This window comes from Microbispora sp. H10670, assembly GCF_014161385.1.
GTDB classification, from domain to species: Bacteria; Actinomycetota; Actinomycetes; order Streptosporangiales; family Streptosporangiaceae; genus Microbispora; species Microbispora triticiradicis.
Genome location: NZ_JABBWW010000036.1, coordinates 39,633 through 58,791, shown reverse-complemented (window position 1 = coordinate 58,791; position 19,159 = coordinate 39,633). Strand labels below are relative to the sequence as shown.

Annotated in this window: 15 protein-coding genes and 2 pseudogenes; 4 read left to right on the top strand and 13 right to left on the bottom strand. The window is 71.0% G+C overall.

The window, feature by feature from the left end; all coding sequences use genetic code 11:
- Positions 1 to 121 precede the first annotated feature (121 nt).
- Positions 122 to 1,018, bottom strand: a complete 897-nt coding sequence (locus HHX33_RS31725; protein WP_182877794.1) for a GNAT family N-acetyltransferase — start codon at positions 1,016 to 1,018, stop codon at positions 122 to 124.
- Between the two features lie 118 nt (positions 1,019 to 1,136).
- Between HHX33_RS31725 and HHX33_RS31720 the strand changes: the two genes are divergently transcribed.
- Entirely contained in the window at positions 1,137 to 2,819 is a 1,683-nt protein-coding gene (locus HHX33_RS31720; RefSeq protein ID WP_182877793.1) for a glycosyltransferase family 39 protein, read from the top strand.
- Here HHX33_RS31720 and HHX33_RS31715 read toward each other — a convergent pair.
- From HHX33_RS31715 to HHX33_RS31670, 10 genes are all read right to left on the bottom strand, one after another.
- Positions 2,809 to 3,666 (bottom strand): carbohydrate ABC transporter permease, encoded by an 858-nt coding sequence (locus HHX33_RS31715; protein WP_117409740.1) that lies wholly within the window; start codon positions 3,664 to 3,666, stop codon positions 2,809 to 2,811. The genes HHX33_RS31720 and HHX33_RS31715 overlap by 11 nt on opposite strands.
- Positions 3,663 to 4,589 carry a carbohydrate ABC transporter permease gene (locus HHX33_RS31710; protein ID WP_117409739.1) on the bottom strand — a complete coding sequence of 309 codons (927 nt, stop codon included), beginning with the start codon at positions 4,587 to 4,589 and terminating at the stop codon, positions 3,663 to 3,665. The genes HHX33_RS31715 and HHX33_RS31710 overlap by 4 nt, the downstream gene beginning before the upstream one ends.
- A 7-nt stretch (positions 4,590 to 4,596) precedes the next feature.
- Entirely contained in the window at positions 4,597 to 5,769 is a 1,173-nt protein-coding gene (locus tag HHX33_RS31705; protein ID WP_310741611.1) for an extracellular solute-binding protein, read from the bottom strand.
- Positions 5,770 to 6,156: 387 nt separating this feature from the next.
- Entirely contained in the window at positions 6,157 to 6,744 is a 588-nt protein-coding gene (locus tag HHX33_RS31700) for a GTP-binding protein (protein WP_117409737.1), read from the bottom strand.
- Positions 6,725 to 7,099: a DUF742 domain-containing protein gene (locus HHX33_RS31695; protein ID WP_117409736.1), complete on the bottom strand. Its 375-nt coding sequence runs from the start codon at positions 7,097 to 7,099 to the stop codon at positions 6,725 to 6,727. The genes HHX33_RS31700 and HHX33_RS31695 overlap by 20 nt, the downstream gene beginning before the upstream one ends.
- Positions 7,096 to 7,530 (bottom strand): roadblock/LC7 domain-containing protein, encoded by a 435-nt coding sequence (locus tag HHX33_RS31690; RefSeq protein WP_117409735.1) that lies wholly within the window; start codon positions 7,528 to 7,530, stop codon positions 7,096 to 7,098. Before HHX33_RS31690 ends, HHX33_RS31695 begins: the two co-directional genes overlap by 4 nt.
- Positions 7,527 to 9,809: a nitrate- and nitrite sensing domain-containing protein gene (locus tag HHX33_RS31685; RefSeq protein ID WP_182877791.1), complete on the bottom strand. Its 2,283-nt coding sequence runs from the start codon at positions 9,807 to 9,809 to the stop codon at positions 7,527 to 7,529. Before HHX33_RS31685 ends, HHX33_RS31690 begins: the two co-directional genes overlap by 4 nt.
- Before the next feature lie 204 nt (positions 9,810 to 10,013).
- Positions 10,014 to 11,579 carry a prenyltransferase/squalene oxidase repeat-containing protein gene (locus tag HHX33_RS31680; RefSeq protein WP_310741610.1) on the bottom strand — a complete coding sequence of 522 codons (1,566 nt, stop codon included), beginning with the start codon at positions 11,577 to 11,579 and terminating at the stop codon, positions 10,014 to 10,016.
- A gap of 2 nt (positions 11,580 to 11,581) precedes the next feature.
- Positions 11,582 to 12,484: a terpene synthase family protein gene (locus tag HHX33_RS31675; RefSeq protein WP_182877790.1), complete on the bottom strand. Its 903-nt coding sequence runs from the start codon at positions 12,482 to 12,484 to the stop codon at positions 11,582 to 11,584.
- Positions 12,481 to 13,752, bottom strand: coding sequence for a cytochrome P450 (locus HHX33_RS31670; protein ID WP_220502412.1), 1,272 nt, complete (start codon positions 13,750 to 13,752; stop codon positions 12,481 to 12,483). Before HHX33_RS31670 ends, HHX33_RS31675 begins: the two co-directional genes overlap by 4 nt.
- Before the next feature lie 754 nt (positions 13,753 to 14,506).
- Between HHX33_RS31670 and HHX33_RS37795 the strand changes: the two are divergent.
- Positions 14,507 to 15,106 (top strand): annotated as a pseudogene (locus HHX33_RS37795) (SGNH/GDSL hydrolase family protein); the annotation flags it as partial.
- Positions 15,107 to 15,111: 5 nt separating this feature from the next.
- On the opposite strand, the gene HHX33_RS37790 reads toward HHX33_RS37795, so the two are convergent.
- Positions 15,112 to 15,339, bottom strand: a complete 228-nt coding sequence (locus tag HHX33_RS37790) for a hypothetical protein (RefSeq protein WP_396786129.1) — start codon at positions 15,337 to 15,339, stop codon at positions 15,112 to 15,114.
- 22 nt (positions 15,340 to 15,361) lie between these two features.
- Here HHX33_RS37790 and HHX33_RS37785 point away from each other — a divergent pair.
- Together HHX33_RS37785 and HHX33_RS31660 are read left to right on the top strand one after the other, a co-directional pair.
- Positions 15,362 to 15,649 (top strand): annotated as a pseudogene (locus HHX33_RS37785) (cellulose binding domain-containing protein); the annotation flags it as partial.
- 294 nt (positions 15,650 to 15,943) lie between these two features.
- Positions 15,944 to 18,169: a sialidase family protein gene (locus HHX33_RS31660; protein ID WP_182877788.1), complete on the top strand. Its 2,226-nt coding sequence runs from the start codon at positions 15,944 to 15,946 to the stop codon at positions 18,167 to 18,169.
- Here HHX33_RS31660 and HHX33_RS31655 read toward each other — a convergent pair.
- Positions 18,153 to 19,067 carry an SDR family oxidoreductase gene (locus tag HHX33_RS31655; RefSeq protein ID WP_182877787.1) on the bottom strand — a complete coding sequence of 305 codons (915 nt, stop codon included), beginning with the start codon at positions 19,065 to 19,067 and terminating at the stop codon, positions 18,153 to 18,155. The genes HHX33_RS31660 and HHX33_RS31655 overlap by 17 nt on opposite strands.
- Between the last annotated feature and the right edge of the window lie 92 nt (positions 19,068 to 19,159).

The window sequence follows — 19,159 nt, the reverse complement described above, 5'->3', positions numbered from 1 at the left end:
CCACGTCCAGTGAGTGCACATGAGCGCCTCCCGCCAGGACCGACAGATCCCGTTGAGGACCCGAGGTCAGTCAGCCGATGGGTCAAGCCCTGGCGGGAGGTGCTCATCTACATCATCACTGTCAGCCGAGGTCGGGGTGGGGGACGTAGCAGTCGAGACAGAGGAGGTCCTCGCTGGTCATCAGCGTGTCCTGGTCGTCGATGCGCCATCCGGCGTCGAGCAGCAGGGGCAGCAGCGGATGTGTGCCCGGCACCGCGATCTCGACGGAGTCCGCGCCCGAGCAGGCACCGGCCGCCTCCAGCACCGCCTCGACGCAGTCCTGGGGGGTGTCGCCTCCGGCGGGCCCGATTACGGCCTTGTCGCCGGCCACCCGCACGAACGCGTACCCCGAGGCGGCGGCCCGCACCGTCACGCCGGGCAGGCCCGCGAACCAGCCGAGGGTCGCGGCCCGCTCCCCGCCGGAGATCCGGGCGTCCAGAGCCACCGCCGCGTCCACGTCGCGGGCTCCCGGCGCGAACCCGTCGCTGTCCGGGCCCGCGAGGGCGGCCCCCATGCGAGCCTCGCTCCCCGCCCCTGCCACCCGTCCGCTCTGTGCGGGGCGGCTCTGTGACGGACGCCCGCTCCCCGGGCGGCTGAGGTAGAGCAGGGGACATCGGGGCCGCATGCCGCTCCGGACGTACAGGGCGAGCGCCCTCAGGTCGGCCGAGGCGAACGTCATCATGGGGGCGCCGGACGGCAGCAGCCGCGACAGGATCATCCGGCCCGCTCCCGACGACTGGCGGTCCGGCAGGACGAACAGATCCCCGAGATGCGTGATCTTCCCCCGGGGCAGGGTCGCGCCGAAGCCCGCGATCGTGCCGTTCACCTCGCCGACGACCACGGCGCCGAAGTCGCGCTCCGCGTCCAGGAAGTCCGGCCGCACCGGCCACCGGCCGAGAAGCCGGAAGTGGTCCGCGACGGCGCGCAGCCCGGGAACGTCTGCCTCTGTCGCGGTACGGACGACGACGGACTCCGTCATCGGTGTCTCTCCCTACGAGTTTTCCTCACGTTCGGTTCACCTTAGGCCCCGTTCCCCTTCCCGTTGCCCTGCGGGGCATCGGGTGGGACGCGAACCAGCCAGACGACACGGAGGACGTGTGAGGATCAGGCACCACGCCGGCGCCCGCCCCGGGCGGAGCGCTCGCGACGCGGCCCTGCCGGCCGTCCCGGCCCTGGCCGCGCTGCTCGCCTGCATGTGGGGCGTCCGGCGTGGGTCGATGTGGCAGGACGAGGCGACGACGTACGTCGTCGCGGGAAGGCCGCTGCCCGACCTCTGGCGCACGCTGGGGAACGTCGACGCGGTGCACGGCTGCTACTACCTGCTGCTCCATCCTCTTCTCCGGCTCGTGGGCGACGCCGTCCCGGCGGAGGTCGCGATCCGGATTCCCTCCGTCCTCGCCACGGCCGTCGCGGCGTCCGGCGTGGCGGCGATCGGACGGCGACTGGTCTCCGCCCCGGCCGGCCTCTACGCGGGCCTCGTGTACGGCACGGCCCCCGCCGTCGTCGCCTACGGCCAGGAGGGCCGGTCGTACGCGCTGGTCGGGGCCGCTGTGGTGGAGGCCACGCGCCTGCTCACGCGGGCGCTGGAGGACCCGGCGCGCACGAGGAGATGGATCTGGTACTCCGTCGCGGTGGCGGTGGCGTGCCTGCTCAACCTCTTCGCCGCCCTGGCACTCGTGGCGCACGCGGCCACGGTTTCGATCGCCGCCCGCGGGCGGACCGCGAGAGACGAGGTGACGGGCGAGAACGCCGGTGTCCCTGACGGGCCGCGGCGGTGGGGTGTGCCGCTCCGGTGGGCCGGAGCGAGCGCGTGCGCCCTGCTCGCCGTCCTGCCCCTCGCGTGGATCGCGTTCGGGCAGCGCGACCAGGTCTCATGGCTGGAGCGGCCCGGCTGGCCCGAGGTGCGCGCTCTCGTGGCGCGGTTCGCCGGGTCCGGCCTCTCGCTCGCGGCGACCGTCGTGCTCGTCCTGCTGGGACTGACACTGGGACTCGCACCGGGACTCGCCCCGGGACCGACACCGGGACGGACACCGGGGCTGGGCGACCGACGCGCGAACGCGCTGGGGCTCGTGGCGGTGGCCGTGCCGCTCGCCGTGCTTCCGCCCGCCCTGCTGATCGCCGTCTCGCGGATCCACCCCTTCTACCAGGACCGCTATGTCCTGTTCTCGATGGCGGGGCTCGCGCTGCTGACGGGCGCGGGGCTGGCCCGGGCCGTGAAGCTCGTGCCCGGACCGGCGCCGGAACGGTCGCCGAACCAGTCGCCAGGCCGGTCGCCGAGTGGCTGGCGGGGTGGGTGGCGGATCGCGCCGCGGGCAGCCGCCGCGGTGGCGCTGCCGGTGTTGCTGCTGGCGGCGTCCCTGCCGGATCAGGCCGCCGTCCGCCGGATCGACAGCCGCCCGGACGACCCGGCCGCCGCGGCACGGGTCGTCGGGTCGGGACGGCGGCCCGGAGACGCCGTGCTCTTCCTGCCCTCGATCCGCCGCCTGGTCGCCGAGGCGTACCCCGCCTCGTTCGACGGGGTCCGCGACGCGGCGATCAGGGCCGGCGGCGCGGAGTCGGGCACGCTGGCCGGCCGGGAACTGCCCGCGGGCGACCTCGCCGCCGCGCTGGGCGCGGCGCCCCGGGTGTGGGTGGTGAGCCGCCCGCATCCCACGCCCGCCGACCTGGCGTCCGCGCGGGACACGGCCAAGCGGGACCTGCTGCGGGAGGGCTACCGGAAGGAGCGGGCCTTCCGGGTGCTCGGCTACACCGTACGGCTGTACACGCGGCTCAGCCCTTGACGGCCCCCGCGGTGAGGCCGCTGACGAGCTGCCGCTCGGCCACGGCGTAGAAACCGAGGGCGGGCAGCATCGCGACCACGATGTAGGCCATGACCCGGGCGACGTCCGTCGCGTACTGGCCCTGGAACTGCTGGACGCCCAGCGGGATCGTGAACAGGCCGTCGTCGCTGAACACCACCAGCGGCAGCATGAACTGGTTCCAGCTGTTGACGACCGCCAGCACGGAGACCGTGGCGATCGCGGGCCGGGCCATCGGGAGCAGGATCCGCCAGAAGAAGCCGAACGGGGTGCACCCGTCGAGGATCGCCGCCTCCTCGATCTCTCCCGGGATGGCCCGGAAGAAGCCGCGCAGGATGATGATCGTCATCGGCATGCCGAAGGCGGCCTGCGGAAGGATCACGCCGAGCGGGTTGTCGAGCAGCCCGAACATCCGCAGCAGCACGAACAGCGGCAGGATCGCCACCGCGAACGGGAACATGAGCCCGGCGGCGAACATCGTGAACAGCGCCTCGCGGCCACGGAAGGCGAACCGGGCGAACACGAAGGCCGCCAGCGCCGAGACCGCGACGACCACGAGCGTGGTCAGCACCGCGATGTAGGTGCTGTTCCAGAGCATGTGCCAGAACGACCCCGAGGCGAGAATGCCTCCGTAGTTCTCCGGCATCCAGGGGTCGGGCAGGCCGATCGGGTTGCTGGAGAGCTGCCGGGTTGTCTTGAAGCCGCCGAGCACGGCGTACACCAGCGGGACAGCGACGAACAACGCCGTGATCACGACGATCGTGTGCAGGGACAGGCTGCGCAGGAGACCGCCCGACGCCGGCGACTGCTTGTGGCGGTTGGTGCTCATCGCTGTTCTCGCAGCACGGTGGAGGCTCCTTGGAGGTCACGCCGCATGACGTATCTCTGGTAGAAGAGCGCGAACACGAGGCTGATGAAGAACATCACCACGCTGATCGCACTCGCGTAGCCGACCTGGAAGCGCTTGAAACCGAACTGGAACATCGTCACGGCCATGGTCTCGGAGGAGTGCGACGGGCCTCCGCCGGTGATGATCCAGACCAGGTCGAACAGCTGGATCGCACCGATGACCGACAGGAACACGCTGATGCGGATGGTGGGGCCGAGCAGCGGCAGCGTGACGTAGCGGAAGACCTTCCAGCCGGTCGCGCCGTCGATCTGGGCGGCCTCGGTGAGCTCCCTCGGGATGCCCTGGCGCCCGGCGATGTACAAGATCATGTGGAAGCCGAAGTACTTCCAGGTCATGACGATGAACACCGACATCATCACCGACGACGGGTCCGCGAACCAGTCGAGGGGGTCGACCCCGAACCAGCCCAGGACGACGTTGGCCAGGCCGTCCGTCGGCGACAGGATCATCATGAACAGGACCGCGGTGATCGCCTCGGACAGCATGTACGGGGCGAAGAACAGCAGGCGGAAGAAGGCCCGGCCGCGGATCCTCTGGTTGAGCAGCATGGCGATGCCCAGCGAGAGGGGAAGCTGCACCACCAGCGACAGGATGATCAGCAACAGGCCGCGCCACAGGTCGCCCAGGAAGACCTCGTCCGCCAGCAGGCGGGTGAAGTTCGCCAGCCCGACGAAGTCGGTGGGCAGGCCGCGCATGCCGTTCCACTTGAAGACGCTCGCGTAGAAGGCGAGCAGGATCGGCGCCACCACAAGCCCGAAGAAGAGCACGAGCGCGGGCAGCAGGAACAGGAGGATCGTGGTGAACCCCCGGAGCCGGCGGCTCCGGGGTCTCGTCGTCTTCACGCGGCAGTTACTCCGACTTCGCCGTTTCCGTGATGGCCTGAGCCACCTGCTCCGGCGTCTTGGTTCCACCGATCAGCTGGGCCACGCTGTCGTTGACCTCCTGGCCCACGGCCGGCGGGTACGCCTGGTCGAGGTAGAGCTGGAACCCGGTCGCCCCGGCGAGGTTCTTGGCGACCACGCTCAGGTTGGGGTCGGTGACCGCGTCCTCCTCGCCCTTGAGCACCGGAAGCACGCCGCCGGTCGCGACGGCCTTGCGGTGCTCGGTGCTCTCGGTGAGGAACTTCACCCACTCGATCGCCTCGGCCGGCGCCTCGGCGCCGATCGCGAAGCCGCCACCGCCGCCGAAGGCGTCGGTGACCGCGCCGGCGCCGCCGTCGACGGCCGGGAAGGGGAAGAAGCCGAGGTCGTCGCCGAGGCCCTTGCCGGCGTCCTTCTCGACCGCGGGCGCCCACTGGCCCATCAGCTCCATGGCGGCCTTGCCGTCGCCCATGGTCGCGGCCTGGCCGCCCGGGTCGCCGTACGTCGCGCCGAGGAAGCCCTTCTGGAACGGCTGGAGGTCAGCGAGCTCCTTGAGCTTCTGCCCCGCCTGCACGAAGGGCGCGCCCGTGAAGTCCTTGCTCTCACCGGCCTGCTTCAGCGCGTCGAGGCCGCCGATCCGCATGGCGAGGTAGGCCCAGTAGTAGTGGCCCGGCCACTTGTCCTTGCCGCCGAGGGCGATCGGGGTGACGCCGGCCGACTTGAGCTTCTTGACGTCGTCGATGAGCTGCGACCAGGTGCTCGGGGGCTCGGCGATCCCGGCCTTCTTGAACAGGGCCTTGTTGTACCAGAAGCCGACCATGCCGATGTCGTCCGGGATCGCGTACGTCTTGCCCTCGATCTGGTACGCCGACAGCGCCGCGTCGGTGAACGTGCCGAGCCAGGAACCGGCGTCGCCGGAGAGGTCCTTGACCAGGCCCGCGTCGACCTGCTGGCCGAGCACGCCGCCACCCCAGGTCTGGAAGACGTCCGGCGCCTTGCCGGACTGCGTGAGCGTCGTCAGCTTCGCCTTGAACGCCTCGTTCTCATAAGGAACGCTCTTGATGGTGATGTTCGGGTGCTTGGCCTGGAAATCCTTGATCGCCTGAGCACCGTAGCTCTTCAATGGCTCGGTGGTCCAGATGTTCCACCACTCGACCGTCACCTTGCCCTCGGCTGAGCTCTTGCTCTCGCCGGCATCGTTCCCGGTACTACCGCATCCCCCGAGGACAAGCGCGGACACCGCCAGCAGCGCCGCACTCCGACGACTTAAATTCACGGTGGTTTCCCTTCTGGATTCCAACCGAAACTTTCGGAATTCAGACCGATAGTTTCTGCGATGGGGCAGAGGCTACAGCGGGCTCACGCTCATATCAACGGCTGTTGTGCAGCTGTTACGAGCCGCCGGAGGCGAAAGGAAGGCATGTTCGCCGCTCTAATCACAAAAGGGCTATAAAGGAATAAATCCGTCTTTACTGCACGAACCTCTCAAGTCACTTGAAAACGGAAGGAGGCCGTGTGGGGACACGGCCTCCTGAAGACGCGGGACGCGTCAGTGCGCGGCGGCGGTAGGCCGCCGGCCGTACGCGTGCTTGACGAGCGCGATCAGGACCTCCTTGCCCGACTCCCGCTTGCGCGCGTCACACAGCAGGATCGGCACGTCCTGGCCGAGGTTCAGCGCGAGCTTGACCTCGTCCAGGTCGAAGACCGGTGCGCCGTCGAAGCAGTTCACCGCGACGACGAAGGGGGTGCCGCGCCGCTCGAAGTAGTCGACGGAGGGGAAGCAGTCGGCCAGCCTGCGGGTGTCGGCCAGCACCACCGCGCCGAGCGCTCCCCGGGCCAGCTCGTCCCACACGAACCAGAACCGCTCCTGGCCCGGGGTGCCGAAGAGATAGAGAACGAAGTCCTGCCCGATGCTGATGCGGCCGAAGTCCATGGCCACAGTTGTGGTCGCCTTCGCCTCGACCCCGGACAGGTCGTCCACACCGACGCTGAGGTTCGTCAGCGTCTCCTCGGTGCGCAGGGGGCGGATCTCCGAGACCGCGCCGACCATCGTCGTCTTGCCGACCCCGAAGCCGCCGGCGATCAGCAGTTTGATCGCCTTGGGCATCTTCAGGGTGTCAGAGCGCCCGGAGACCATCGAGCACCGCCTTGTACATCCGCTCGTCGAGCACGTCCATCTCCGGTTGGGGCTGCTGCACGGCCACGAACCCCCGGTCGAACAGGTCGCCGAGGAGGACCCGGACGATCCCGGCCGGCAGGTCCAGGTGGGCGGCGATCTCCGCCACCGACATCGCCCGGCGGCACAGCCGTACGATCGCCTGGTGCTCGGGGTCGAGCCCGATCTCCGCTCCGGTGGTGGGGCGGATCGTCACCGCGAGCGAGATGAGGTCGAAGCGGTCCTGCGCCTCCGTACGGCCGCGCGCGATGACGTACGGGCGGATCGTCGGCGCGTCGAGTAAGCGTTCCTCGTCCGGGCTCCAGTCAAGGTTCACAGGCGGACCTCCCTGCCCGTGGCCCGGTCGATCGTCGTCCGCGCGGGCGAGGTCAGGTACTGCCCGACACGCGCGACGAGCATCGCCATCTCGTACGCCACCAGGCCCACGTCGGCGTCGCCGGTGCAGAGCACGGCCAGGCAGGCGCCCTGCCCCGCCACCGTCACCATCAGGAAGGCGGACTTCATCTCCACGATGGTCTGCCGTACCTGCCCGCCCTTGAAGCGCTCGCCGACGCCGCGGGCGAGGCTCTGCAGCCCGGACGCGACGGCGGAGAGATGCTCGGCGTCCTCCAGGCGCAGGCCCTGGGAGGTCGCCAGCAGCAGACCGTCCGTGGACAACACGATGCCGTGCTCCACCTCGCGGACCCGCGCGACGAGGTCGTCGAGCAGCCACGCGAGGTCCGCGGACGCGCCGGTCTTCTGTGTCACAGGTTGTCCTCCCCTTCACCTAGCAGCTTGGCGGCCTCGGATCTGCCGCGCCTGGTCCCCGACTGGAACGAGCCCATGATCTTGCGGATGTCCTCCGGCGAGCGGTCCTCCTCGTCCTCCGGTTCCGCGCCGCCCTTCGGCTCCTCGGCGAGCGCCGGAGCGAGGCTCGCCTGGGGCACCCGGAACGGCAGCCCGGACGGGGTGAACGCGGCCGGGGGCTCGGGCCCGGCCGGCTCGGCGGCGATCGGCGCGGGCCTGGGCGTCTCTGCTGCCCTCGGCACGGGAACCACCTCCTGGACTGGTAGCGGGTCCGCGTCGGGCGCGCCCACCAGCGCGATCTCGCGCGCCCCGCGTTCCCGTCGGTCGAGACGAGGACGGGTCTCCTGCTCGGGGTGTTCGTCGCCGCTCTCCATGACGAGCTCGCGCGGCAGCAGGACGACCGCGGTCGTGCCGCCGTACGGCGACGCCTTGAGCGACACCCTGATGCCGTGCCGCTCGGCGAGACGGCTGACCACGTACAGGCCCAGCCTCGCGGTGCTGGACAGGTTGAACTCGGGCGGATCCGCGATCCGCTGGTTGGCCGTCTCCAGGTCGTCGGGGCTCATCCCGAGACCCCGGTCCTCGATCTCCAGGGCGTACCCGCTGGCCACCACCTGACCGCCCACCTGCACCATCGTGTACGGCGGGGAGAACGACACCGCGTTCTCGATCAACTCCGCGAGCAGGTGGATGACGTCGCCGACCGCGCGTCCGCTGAGCGATGTCTGCCCCATGGGCAGCACGGTGACCCGGGTGTAGTCCTCGACCTCGGCCAGGGCGCCGCGCACGACGTCGACCATGGGCACCGAGCGCCGCCAGGCGCGGGCGGGGGACGCCCCGGACAGGACGATGAGGTTCTCGGCGTTGCGCCGCATGCGGGTGGCGAGGTGGTCGATGCGGAACAGGTCCTTCAGCTCCGCGGGGTCCGACTCGCGCCGCTCCATCACGTCGAGCAGGGTCAGCTGGCGGTGGACCAGCGACTGCGTACGCCGGGCGAGGCTCAGCAGGATGTCGCGGATGCTCTGCCTGAGCTGCGCCTCCTCGACCGCGGTGCGGATCGCGGTCTCCTGCACGGTGTTGAACGCCGCGCCCACCTGGCCGATGACGTCCGGGCCGAAGTCCAGCGGCGGCGCCTCCGCGCGGACGTCGACCTTCTCGCCCTGGGCGAGGCGGGCGACCACTCCGGGCAGCCGTTCGTTGGCCAGTTCGAGCGCGGCCTCCCGCAGCTTCTCCAGCTGGCGGACGAGCGCCCTGGCCGTCGTGACCGACAGGACGATCGACGCGACGACCGCCACCAGGCCGAGCACACCGGCCAGCAGGAGCCGGGCGATGACGGCGGCGGCGACGGGAGTGGTCCGCTCGACCAGGCGGTCACCGGCCTCCAGGATCGCGCTCTGCAGCTCCGCCAGAGCGGGCTCCGTCGCGGCCCGCCACTGCTCCGCGCCGATCGGCGGAAGGCCGCCCGGCCGCGAGCTCTGCATGACGTTCTCTTCGAGCGCACGCAGGCGGGTGAAGCTCTGTCCCCGCTCCAGGCGTTCGAAGATGGCGCGGTCGGAGTCGGGCAGCGCGATGACGGCCTCGGCCTTGTGGAAGCGCTGAACGCCGACGATCTCCGTGAACCTCGCGCGTTCCGACACGGTCAGCCGCCCGGAGGCGAGGGCTCCGGCGAGCAGCGCGTCCTCCTCCGAGAGCAGTTCCCGTGCCCGGCTCAGGTCGATGAGCGTACGCGTGTCGTGCGCGACGTCCTTGTCGTCCAGGGTGGCCAGCGCGTCGTAGGTGCGGTAGACGGAGTCGACGACCGTCGTGTAGGAGTCGTACGCCCTGCTGCGGTCGGACTGTCCGCCGTCGACGAGACTGCGGTTCTTCGGCAGCCCGTCGAGCTGGCGGATCATTTCGTCGATACGCCGCTTCAGCACCGCGTCGGCGGCGAACTGCACGTTTCCGCCCTTGGCCAGGCGGCGGAACTCGTCGGCCGCCGCGTCCGTCCGCGCCCGCTGCGCGCGCAGGTTGCCGCGGTCGGCCGAGGGGTTCCCCATGGCGACGACGGTGAGCCGCCGTTCCCGCTGGAGCTCGACCAGGAGCGTCTCGCTCGGCTGCGCCACACCACTGTCGTAGACGGCGACCCAGACCAGGTTGAGGCCCTCCCGTAGCGTCACCCACGCGGCGAACGCCCACAGCGCGACAAGGGACAACAGCAAAGCCGTCACCTTGGTCCGCACGCTGGAATTACGGAAGCGCATGAGACCACCCTGCGAAATCGGCGATACGCGAGCGTTTCGCGGCGATTAACATCGCCCGACGTCAAGGGGTCGCACGCGCTGCTCACCCAAAAACCCGCGCTACATCTCGGACACCTTAGCAAATGCTAAGAAAACCCCTCAAGCCGGAGCAATGTGGCCAATAATGTCCACTTTTCCGAAAATGACGGATTTCCCGAGCGTTGATCATACTTGACCAGCGAGCCTCACAACAAGTGATCGAGACTGTGCGAGGTGCATCGCCGCCAGAACGGCCGCCCGCACGACCGCCAGCGGCCGATAGAGATCCTTGTCGTGCCACAGCGGCGGTCCCTCGGACACGTCGGCCGACCGCAGCAGGTAGGCGTACCCCCGCGCCGCCGCCTCCGTCACCCGCCGCCCGCTGCCGGCGAACAGGAGGAGTTGCAGGGCGTAGGCGGTCTCCTCCACCGTACCGGCCCAGCGGCCCCATCCGCCGTCGTCGCGCTGGGTGCCCAGCACCCACTCGACACCGGCCCGCACCGCGCCCGCCGCCTCCACTCCGCCGAACTCGTGCAGCGCGAGGCCACAGGACGCGGTGCCGTAGTACGGCGACGCGTGCCACCGGTCGTCCCAGCTCCCGTCCTGCCGCTGCTGTTCGCGGAGCCATCCGGACAGCTTGCGGATGGCCGGCGCGTACGCCGGGGCGGCCTCCGGCCGTACGGCGGCGTACTGCCCGAAGGCGTCGAGCACGTGAGCGTTAACACTGACGGATGCGCCCTCTTCTCCCTGCCAGGTGCAGAAATGCGTCGGCGTCTCGAACGCCCACAGGCTGCCGGGATCCTGGGGCAGGCCGAGCAGCGTCAACGCGTACAGGGCGACGGAGGTGGTGTCGGCGTCGGGCGGCAGTCCCGCGCCCGCCGGCGTGCCCGCCGGACCGATCGCCGTCCTGAGGTCCACCAGCATCTCCGGAGGGACCTCGAACGATATGCCGGCCCGCGCCAGCGAGCTCAGCACCCATCCGCGCTCGAAGACGGTGATCGGCAGGCCCACCGGCACCGGGCCGCCGTGCCGCCGGACCACCGCCTCGAGGTGCCAGCGGACGGGATGCCCGGGCTCACTGGGTCCTCTGTCACCCAGCCATGCCGCACTCGCCGCGGGCGACGCCCCGACCGTGCCGATCTCGGTCACGTGGACCGCGGCCGCACCGTGGGCCGCGTCCCCGGCGATCTCCAGCGCGTGCAGGAGCTTCTGGGGGATCTCCTCCTCCGACGCCACCCACCTGCGGACCGCCGCCAGCGGGGCCTCGCTCATCCCGGCGGGCAGCGCGAGGGCGGCGCTCATCCCGTTCGCGGCGAGATGGTCGTTTATGCGAGCGACCAGCGACGGGACGATCAGCTCGATGGCCGGCATGTCGGGCAGCGACAGGCGCGGGTCGCCGAGGCAACGGGACAGCCGCCGCAGCCCCCGCGCGGCGGCCTCCCGCAGCGCCTCCACCCGCACACCGGTGTCCTCGCCCCGGCCCAGCACCGAAAGGAGGGCCTCGGTCGCGCTGAGGGAGGGCACCAGCCCGTAACCGTCCGGGGCTCCCCATCCTCCGTCCGGGCGCTGGTTGCCCAGCAGCCAGCGCACGCGCTCGCCATGCCCGGTGAGCCAGGGGGCCAGGGTCACCAGGCGGCCGGTCTCGTAGACGGACGGGGATACCTGTCCCCACGGCATCGACATCAGCCCGAGCACCAGGTCCTGGGCCGCGCCCACGACGTCGGTCGCCGGCGGCGGGGCAAGGTCGTTCACTTTCACAGTTCGCCCCAGTAGTCCGCGAGCCCGTAGAAGCCCGTGCTGTAACCGATCTGCCGTTCGAGATAGGCCGACTCGTCCGGGCGGCCGCTCCGCAGCGACCGGAGCCGCTCCCGGCAATCCTTCGTGAGGATCCCGATGTGCGCGACCACCTCGTCCCTGGTCACGCCGAGCAGGAGAGCGTTGAGATCACCCCAGGTGACGTCGCGCTCGTAGGTGGCGAGGTCGTTCAGCAGACGCAGCACGCGCTGCACCGCGTCACTCGCCTCGGTCAGCTCGTCCAGGCGGGGAACGACGCCGGGGTCTCCGGCGTGGATCCAGTGCGAGACGTTGACGAACGTCGACCCGAAATTCCCGGCGTTCCCGAGATACTGCTCGAAGGAGGGCATCGAGTCCCCGCCGGAGACCTGGTGCTTCCAATCCCACTCGCGCGCCATTGCCGTGAGCATCCGTTCGAGCTCGTCCCGCCAGGCCGCGCGCAGCGGTGGGAAGAGCGGGGACCCGGCGAGCTCGTCGCGGATTACGGCGAGGAACCGCGTGAGCGGCGTGTCCGGATCGGGCGCGCGGTCGTCCGCGACCGCGAGCGCCCCGCGCACGATGTCGTCGATCTCCGTCCGCGAGGTGGCCTCGTGATCGATCAGCCAGTCGGCCGCGAAGATCCACAGGGACGTACGGTTGGCGATCCTGAGCCGCTCGGCGGTCGCGTCCGGAGACCCGAACGCGTTGGCCAGGGACACCGACGCGTACAGCGTCGCGTCGAACGGCCTGGCCGCGAACAGCTCGGGGAACGCGGCGGCGCACTCCTGGAGGTCCCGCTGACAGCGCGCCGCGAGGGCGCAGGTCCTGCCACTTGCCACCGCCGACGCCCGCTGCCCGGCGTCGGGGCGTGGTGCCGTGCTCATGCCCCGGCGCCTCCGGCGACGGGCTCAAGGCGCACCTCGATTGTCTCCTTGGGCCGCATCGACGCGCCCGGGAACGGCGTGAGCGGCCTGGGGGCGCGCACCTGCGGCCGGAACCGCGCCAGGATGCCGGCCACGATCAGCGGCGCCTCCATGTAGAAGAGGTGCTGGCCGATGCAGAGATGGGGGCCTCCGCCGAAGGGGAAGTAGGCGTACCGGTGCCGCCGCTCACGCCTGTCCACCGCGAACCGCTCGGGGTCGAACTCGTCCGGACGGTCCCAGAACTCCTCCAGCCGCTGGGTCACGTAAGGGCTGATGAGCAGGGTGGAACCAGGCTCGATCGGCACGTCGCCGAGGAGGTTGGCCCCCAGCGCCATACGCGGCATCATCCAGCCCGGCGGATACAGCCGGAGCATCTCCTGGAACACCGACTTGAGGTAGGTCAGCCGGGGCAGGCAGGACGCGTCCACCGGGCCGCGCCCGACGACCGTCTCCACCTCTTCGTACAGACGCGCGGCGACCTCTGGGTGATCGTGGAGGAGCGGCCACAGCCAGGTCAGCGCCACCGCCGTGGTCTCGCCCGACGCGCCGTAGATGCTGACGAGGTCGTCGCGGATCCGCCGTTCGGCGGCCGGGCCGTCCTCGTCGGCACGGGCGCGGGCGAGCGCCGAGATGATGTCGTTGCCGTCACCCGGATCCCTGCGGGCCTGCCTGACCAGCGGCAGCACCACGTCGTCGATCACCTCGACCGCTCGCCTGAAAGCCCGGTCTCCGGGCATCGGGAACCACTCGGGCGCGAAGGGCACCAGCAACCGGGAGGTGAACGAGGTCGCGGCGATCGCGTACGCCGGGGCCAGCCGCTCGGCGTCCGCGACGGAGATCTTGTCGCCGAACAGGACCCGGATGACGATCCGGCTCACCAGGCGGGCCAGCTCCTCGCAGATGTCGATCCAGCGCCCCTCCCGGGCGTACGCCTCCCAGGCCGTGAGCTCCTTGTCGATCGTCTCGGCCATGTCCTGGGCCAGGCTCGCGACGTACCTGGCGGTGAAGAGGGGCTGCAGGATTCTCCGGCTGGACTCCCAGTCGGGGCCCTCGGTGAGGATGCTCCGGCCGGCCAGCCGCTCCACCGGCTTCCAGAAGACGCCCTCCCGCGGGTGGTTCTCCCAGTCGCCGCGCAGAACGTGCTGTACGTGGTCCGGATGACTTACGAGGTAGGGGCGGAACGGACCCAGGTTGAGCCGGACGACCTCGCCGCGCGCCTGCCGGGCCAATCCGGCGAGCGTGTTTACCGGGTCACGAAGCAGGGGACGGAGGGTACGGCGCAATGGCAGGGATAACGATCTCGCCGGTGGCCTGATGTCGATCGCCTCGGAAGTCACGGCCGTCTCCCTCTCGCGGTAGGCATGTGGCCGGACGCCCCTCGCCTGGGCCTCGTCCAGTGACCACACCGATCGTCACTGGCGGAGTATCACACGCCGAGGAAGTTTTGATCAAGATTCTGGCCTAGTGATACTTTTGTAGGGATTCATTACCAGATAGACCATCGGGGACCCCTTGGCGTGGTTCGGGAACGCCGAAACCACCGCAACCAGGCACAACGGAAAAGGGCCGGACCATGACGGTCCGGCCCTCACGGCTCGGCGTCAGCCGTGGCTGGTCACCAGCAGCGCGATGCCCACGAGGATGACGATGGGGATCAGCCACACCACGACCTCGCCGAGGAACTCCTTGTACATGGGGACCGAATCCTCTCGGTGACGTGCGAAAAAGCGAACGGACCTGCAGCATATTCGGTCCCGCCGCCCCGGCGGAACCCGCATCGCCCCAGGCGACGGCGGGTGCGGGCCGGTCGCGGCACCCGTCCCGGCCAGGTCCCGTTCAAGATCGCACGCAGGATCCTGATGCAAGATCAAAACTGAAACGTACATGAATCGTCCCAGGTAGGCCCGTTCTCCCAGGGCCGTCCCTGGGCCGGACGGCTCACCGCTCCCTACCATCGCGCCGGACGGCACGAGGGAGAGCGGTATGTCGAAGAGAAGCGCGGCCCTGGCGGCCCTGCTCGTGGTGCTCGGGCTGCTCGTCACCCGGCCCGCACAGGCGGCCCCGGTGCGGATCATGGCGCTGGGCGACTCCATCACCGGATCGCCCGGCTGCTGGCGGGCCCTGCTCTGGAACAGGTTGCAGAGCAACGGCTTCACCAACATCGACATGGTGGGAACGCTGCCTCCCCAGGGCTGCTCGGTCGCCTACGACGGCGACAACGAGGGTCACGGCGGCGCGCTGGTCACCAACGTGGCCGACCAGAACCAGCTGCCCGGATGGCTCTCGGCGACCCGTCCCGACATCGTGCTGATGCACTTCGGCACCAACGACGTGTGGAGCAACAAGCCCACCGCGACCGTCCTCGCGGCGTACGGCAAGCTCGTGGACCAGATGCGGGCCAGCAACCCGAACATGCGGGTGCTGGTCGCGAAGATCATTCCGATGAACCCGGGCACCTGCCCCGAGTGCGGGCAGCGGGTGGTCGACCTGAACAACGCCATCCCCGGCTGGGCCGCCGCCAAGACCACCGCGGCGTCCCCGATCCAGGTGGTCGACCAGTGGACCGGCTTCAGCACGAGCGCGGACACCTACGACGGCGTCCACCCCAACGCGAGCGGCGACCAGAAGATGGCCGACAGGTGGTACCCGGCCCTGGCGGCGCTGCTCAGCGGCGGACAGCCGTCGCCGTCCGCGTCGCCTTCGCGTTCGCCGTCGCCGTCGCCCTCCGCGTCGCCCTCACGTTCGCCCTCTCCCTCGCCGTCACCGTCCGCATCGCCGTCGCAGTCGCCGTCCCAGTCGCCGTCGGCCCGGCCCAGTTCCTCGGGCTGCGCCGCCTCCTATGTGGTCACCAACCAGTGGGGCGGCGGCTTCCAGGCCGAAGTCACGGTGAAGAACACCGGCGCGGCCCCCATCAGCGGCTGGACCGTGACCTGGACCTTCGCGAACGGCCAGCAGGTGTCCCAGGCGTGGAACGGCACAGTCGCCCAGAGCGGGGCGAACGTGACGGCGAAGAACGTGAGCTGGAACGGCTCCCTCGCCGCGGGCGCCACCACCACCCTGGGCTTCCTCGCCTCCTGGAACGGCGTCAACTCCGCTCCCGCTCCGGGCTGCGTGGCCATCCCCTGACCTCCACCGGGCCCGGCCGGTCACGGCGCGGCGGCCCGCCCGGCAGGCGCGCGTCCCCCGGCGTCCCCCGGCGTCCCCCGGTGCCCCGAGCGGGCCCCGGGGGACGCGCGTGAACGGCGGCGGCACGGCCCCACGCGAACGACCCGCCTGTCCCCCCACTCCGCGTCACCGCCCTCGGGCGGCGCGACCCGCCGCCCGGGGCGAGGCGGCGGTGGACATTACCGGTAGATGCACATGAATTGAATTCCCTACGACCGCCCTGTCTGCCGTCTGGCGGGCGTGTTCCCTGGGACGATGGCACAGTCTGACCGGTCGTGGCCCGATATCGACGTGGTCGGCGCCGCCGTCCGCGACCCCGTCACCGTGTACAGCCGGGTAGATGGCCGCGCCGAGGGCCCGGCGCCGGGCGAGCTTCCGCACGAGGGCAACCGGGTGCCCGACATCGCCGCGCTCGACGCCCGCCGTCTCGTGGTGGCCTGGCGTGCCGGAGTGGCCGACGCGCACGACTCCTCCCCCACCGACCAGGGCGCGATCATGTACGGCCGCTCCGGCGACGCGGGCCGCACCTGGACAATCGGCACGCTCGCGGCCGACACGTCCGAGCACCGCTACCACTACGTCATGTTCCTCAAGGACGGCGGGACGCTGCTGGCGCTCCTCGGCCGGATCACCATCGGCGCCGACCGCGACGCCGCCGGGAACGTCGACGGCTTCCCCGTCACAATGGTCGCGAAGAAGAGCACCGACGGCGGCCGCACGTGGACCGGCTTCCCCGTGTCGGTGGCCGTGCCCGCCAACACCAGAGGGGTCGTGGTGGCCGGCAAACCGCTGAGGCACGACGGCCTGTGGCTGGTGCCGTACTGGCAGGCGGCGGGGGGCACCACCAGGGCCGGCGTGCTGCGCTCGGCGGACCTGGTCACCTGGACGCCCGGCGCTCTCGCGGCCAACCCGCCCGGCCTGTCGGTGGAGGAACCGCAGGTCGTGGTGGCCCAGGACGACCCGGGCACGCTGCTCATGGTCGCCCGCACGATCCGCGGCGGCACCGCGGCGGACAAGGACGCGTACTACCGCTCGCACGCGGCGTACGCCGCGACCGCGACGAGCGTGGACGGCGGGCTGACCTGGTCCGCCTTCGCCGTGGACCCGGAACTGCCGAACTACTACGTCAAGACGTTCTTCACCCGGGACTCCGACGGCCGCTACCTGACGATCTACAACACGCTGGCCGGTCCGTTCACCGGCCCGGCGTCCGGCAAGCCCGACCAGTACCGCGAGGTCCTCCACTACAAGGTCAAACTGCCGGGCACGCCGTGGGGCCCGGGACGGCTCTTCGCCGACGGCAGGAGGCTGACCTCGGGGGCGGCCCGCGGCTGGGACGTCTACGCCTCGGCCGACGAGTACGAGCCGGGCCGGTTCTTCGTCGTCTGGGAGCACAACCAGATCGAGATCAGGGCCGCCCGGCTCGACCTGCCGGAGGTCTTCACCGGGATCGCCCCCGGATGGAACGGATGGACCCGGCGCGGCGGTGTGACGGTGCCGGACCCGGCGGGCGCGCTGCGCCTCGCCGCCGGGCGGATCAGCCGTCCGTACGGACCGCCGGGCGGTTTCGTCCTGACCTTCCACGGCAGGGTGACCCGATTTCCCGCCTCGGGTGAGGGCCTGAGGATCGAGGTGGACACGGGCAGGCGGCTCCTCACGGCCGTCGTCCGTCCCGGCGGGCCGCAGGTGCTGACCGCGCAGGGGCCGGTGCCCGTCCCCGGCGCGGGCGACCGGTGGCGGTTGATCGTCGACGCCGCGGGCACCGTGGTCGCGCAGTCCCTCCCCTCCGCCTCCCCAACGGCCTCCCGGTGGGCCCTCCCCGCGTCGTCCGGCCCGAGGGGCGTGTCGGTCCGGAGCGACGGGGAAGCCGTGCTCGACCTGCTGGAGGTCACCGACCATGTGGCCGGCGGGTCCTGGCAGGGCTGGCGGCTCGACCCGGCGGGCGGAGCGTCGCTCCTGGACGGCGGCCTGCGCCTGCGCAGCACCACGAGCCGGGTCGCGGCGGCCACGCTGCCGCTCGACGTGACCACGGCCTGCGACTTCACTCTGGAGTTCCACGGCCGGGTGATCGACGACAGCGCCCTGGATCCCCGCACCGGACAGGGGGTCGCTCTCGGCTGCAAGGTCGCCAACGGCGCCCGGCGGCTGATGCTGACGGTGCAGCGGAGCGGTGTGTGGACGATGAAGAAGGGCTCCGGCACCTGGGAGAAGGGCTCCGGCACCTGGGAGAAGGTCGTCTCGCTCACCGGCGCCGGGCGGCCGGCCACCTGGAGGGTCGCGGTGGACAGCGCGGGCGTGGCCCGGCTGTCCCGCGACGGCGTCGACACCGGGGCGACCTGGGTCGTGCCGGACAGCAGGGAGGCGCCGCAGGTCACGCATTGGGTCGCGGGCACGGCGGGCGGCAACGCCGCCGTCGCCCACGTCGACTGGACCCTGGTCACCGCCACCCTCGGCGGCTCCGCCGCTACCGATATCCGGTGACGTCGGCGGGGCGGCCGGCGTCCTGCACCTCGACCATGTAGCGCCAGGCGTCCGGGCGGCTGCCGTCCACGTCGGTGAAGCCGTAGACCTGGGCGAGCCCCCCGCTGGACAACGACTGCCCGTTCCAGCGGCTCACCTCGGGGTCGGCGGCCAGGGCCGCGACCGCCCGCCCCACGAAGGCCGGGGTCTCGGAGATGGCGAAGTGCGGCTCGCGAACCAGCGCGTCCCGCCAGGTCGCCTCCGTCACGCCGAAGTGCTCCAGCATGATCTCCGAGCGCAGCCAGCCGGGCGTGAGCGACACCGCCGCCGCGCCGTACGGCGCCAGCTCCTTGGCCTGCGCGAACGCCATGCGGAGCACCGAGGTCTTCGCGAGGTCGTAGAAGAACGAGAGGCGGTAGTTGGCGGCGTTGTACTCCGCCGTGCCGTCGGTCACCTCCACGACCAGGCCGCCCGGCCTGCGGATCAGCAGGGGCAGCGCGTAGTGGCTGGTGACGATGTGCGTGTCGACGGCGAGCCGCAGAATGCGCAGGCCGTCGTCGAGGGAGTGCTCCCAGAGCCGGTCGCTCCAGCTGAACAGCAGCTCCCCGCCCCAGATGTCGTTGACCAGCACGTCGAGCCCGCCCTGCTCGGCGTCGATCCGCTTCACCAGGGCCTGCACCTGGTCGTGGTCGAGATGGTCGACCGGCACGGCGATCCCCCGCCCTCCGGCGGCGGTGACCAGCTCGGCCGTCTCCTCGATCGTCTCCGGGCGGTTCATCTCCGAACGCCGCTCACGCGTGGTGCGGCCGGTCACGTACACCGTCGCACCCGCCGCGCCCAGCTCCACCGCGATGCCGCGGCCCGCGCCGCGGGTCGCCCCGGCGACCAGAGCGACCTTCCCCTCCAGGCTTCCCGTCATGGGTCGTCATGCTGCCAGACGCCACCGACGAAAAGTGTTGGCCGCGATCCCTGTGGGCAGTGCGTGCTTTCGGTTAGGGTGCTGATCGCGAT

Excerpts from the sequence above, each read along its gene's own strand:
- HHX33_RS31725 (WP_182877794.1), bottom strand. The coding sequence starts at position 1,018 with ATGACGGAGTCCGTCGTCGTCCGTACCGCGACAGAGGCAGACGTTCCC.
- HHX33_RS31715 (WP_117409740.1), bottom strand. The coding sequence starts at position 3,666 with ATGAGCACCAACCGCCACAAGCAGTCGCCGGCGTCGGGCGGTCTCCTG.
- HHX33_RS31700 (WP_117409737.1), bottom strand. The coding sequence starts at position 6,744 with ATGGTCTCCGGGCGCTCTGACACCCTGAAGATGCCCAAGGCGATCAAA.
- HHX33_RS31685 (WP_182877791.1), bottom strand. The coding sequence starts at position 9,809 with ATGCGCTTCCGTAATTCCAGCGTGCGGACCAAGGTGACGGCTTTGCTG.
- HHX33_RS31675 (WP_182877790.1), bottom strand. The coding sequence starts at position 12,484 with ATGAGCACGGCACCACGCCCCGACGCCGGGCAGCGGGCGTCGGCGGTG.
- HHX33_RS31660 (WP_182877788.1), top strand. The coding sequence starts at position 15,944 with ATGGCACAGTCTGACCGGTCGTGGCCCGATATCGACGTGGTCGGCGCC.
- HHX33_RS31655 (WP_182877787.1), bottom strand. The coding sequence starts at position 19,067 with ATGACGGGAAGCCTGGAGGGGAAGGTCGCTCTGGTCGCCGGGGCGACC.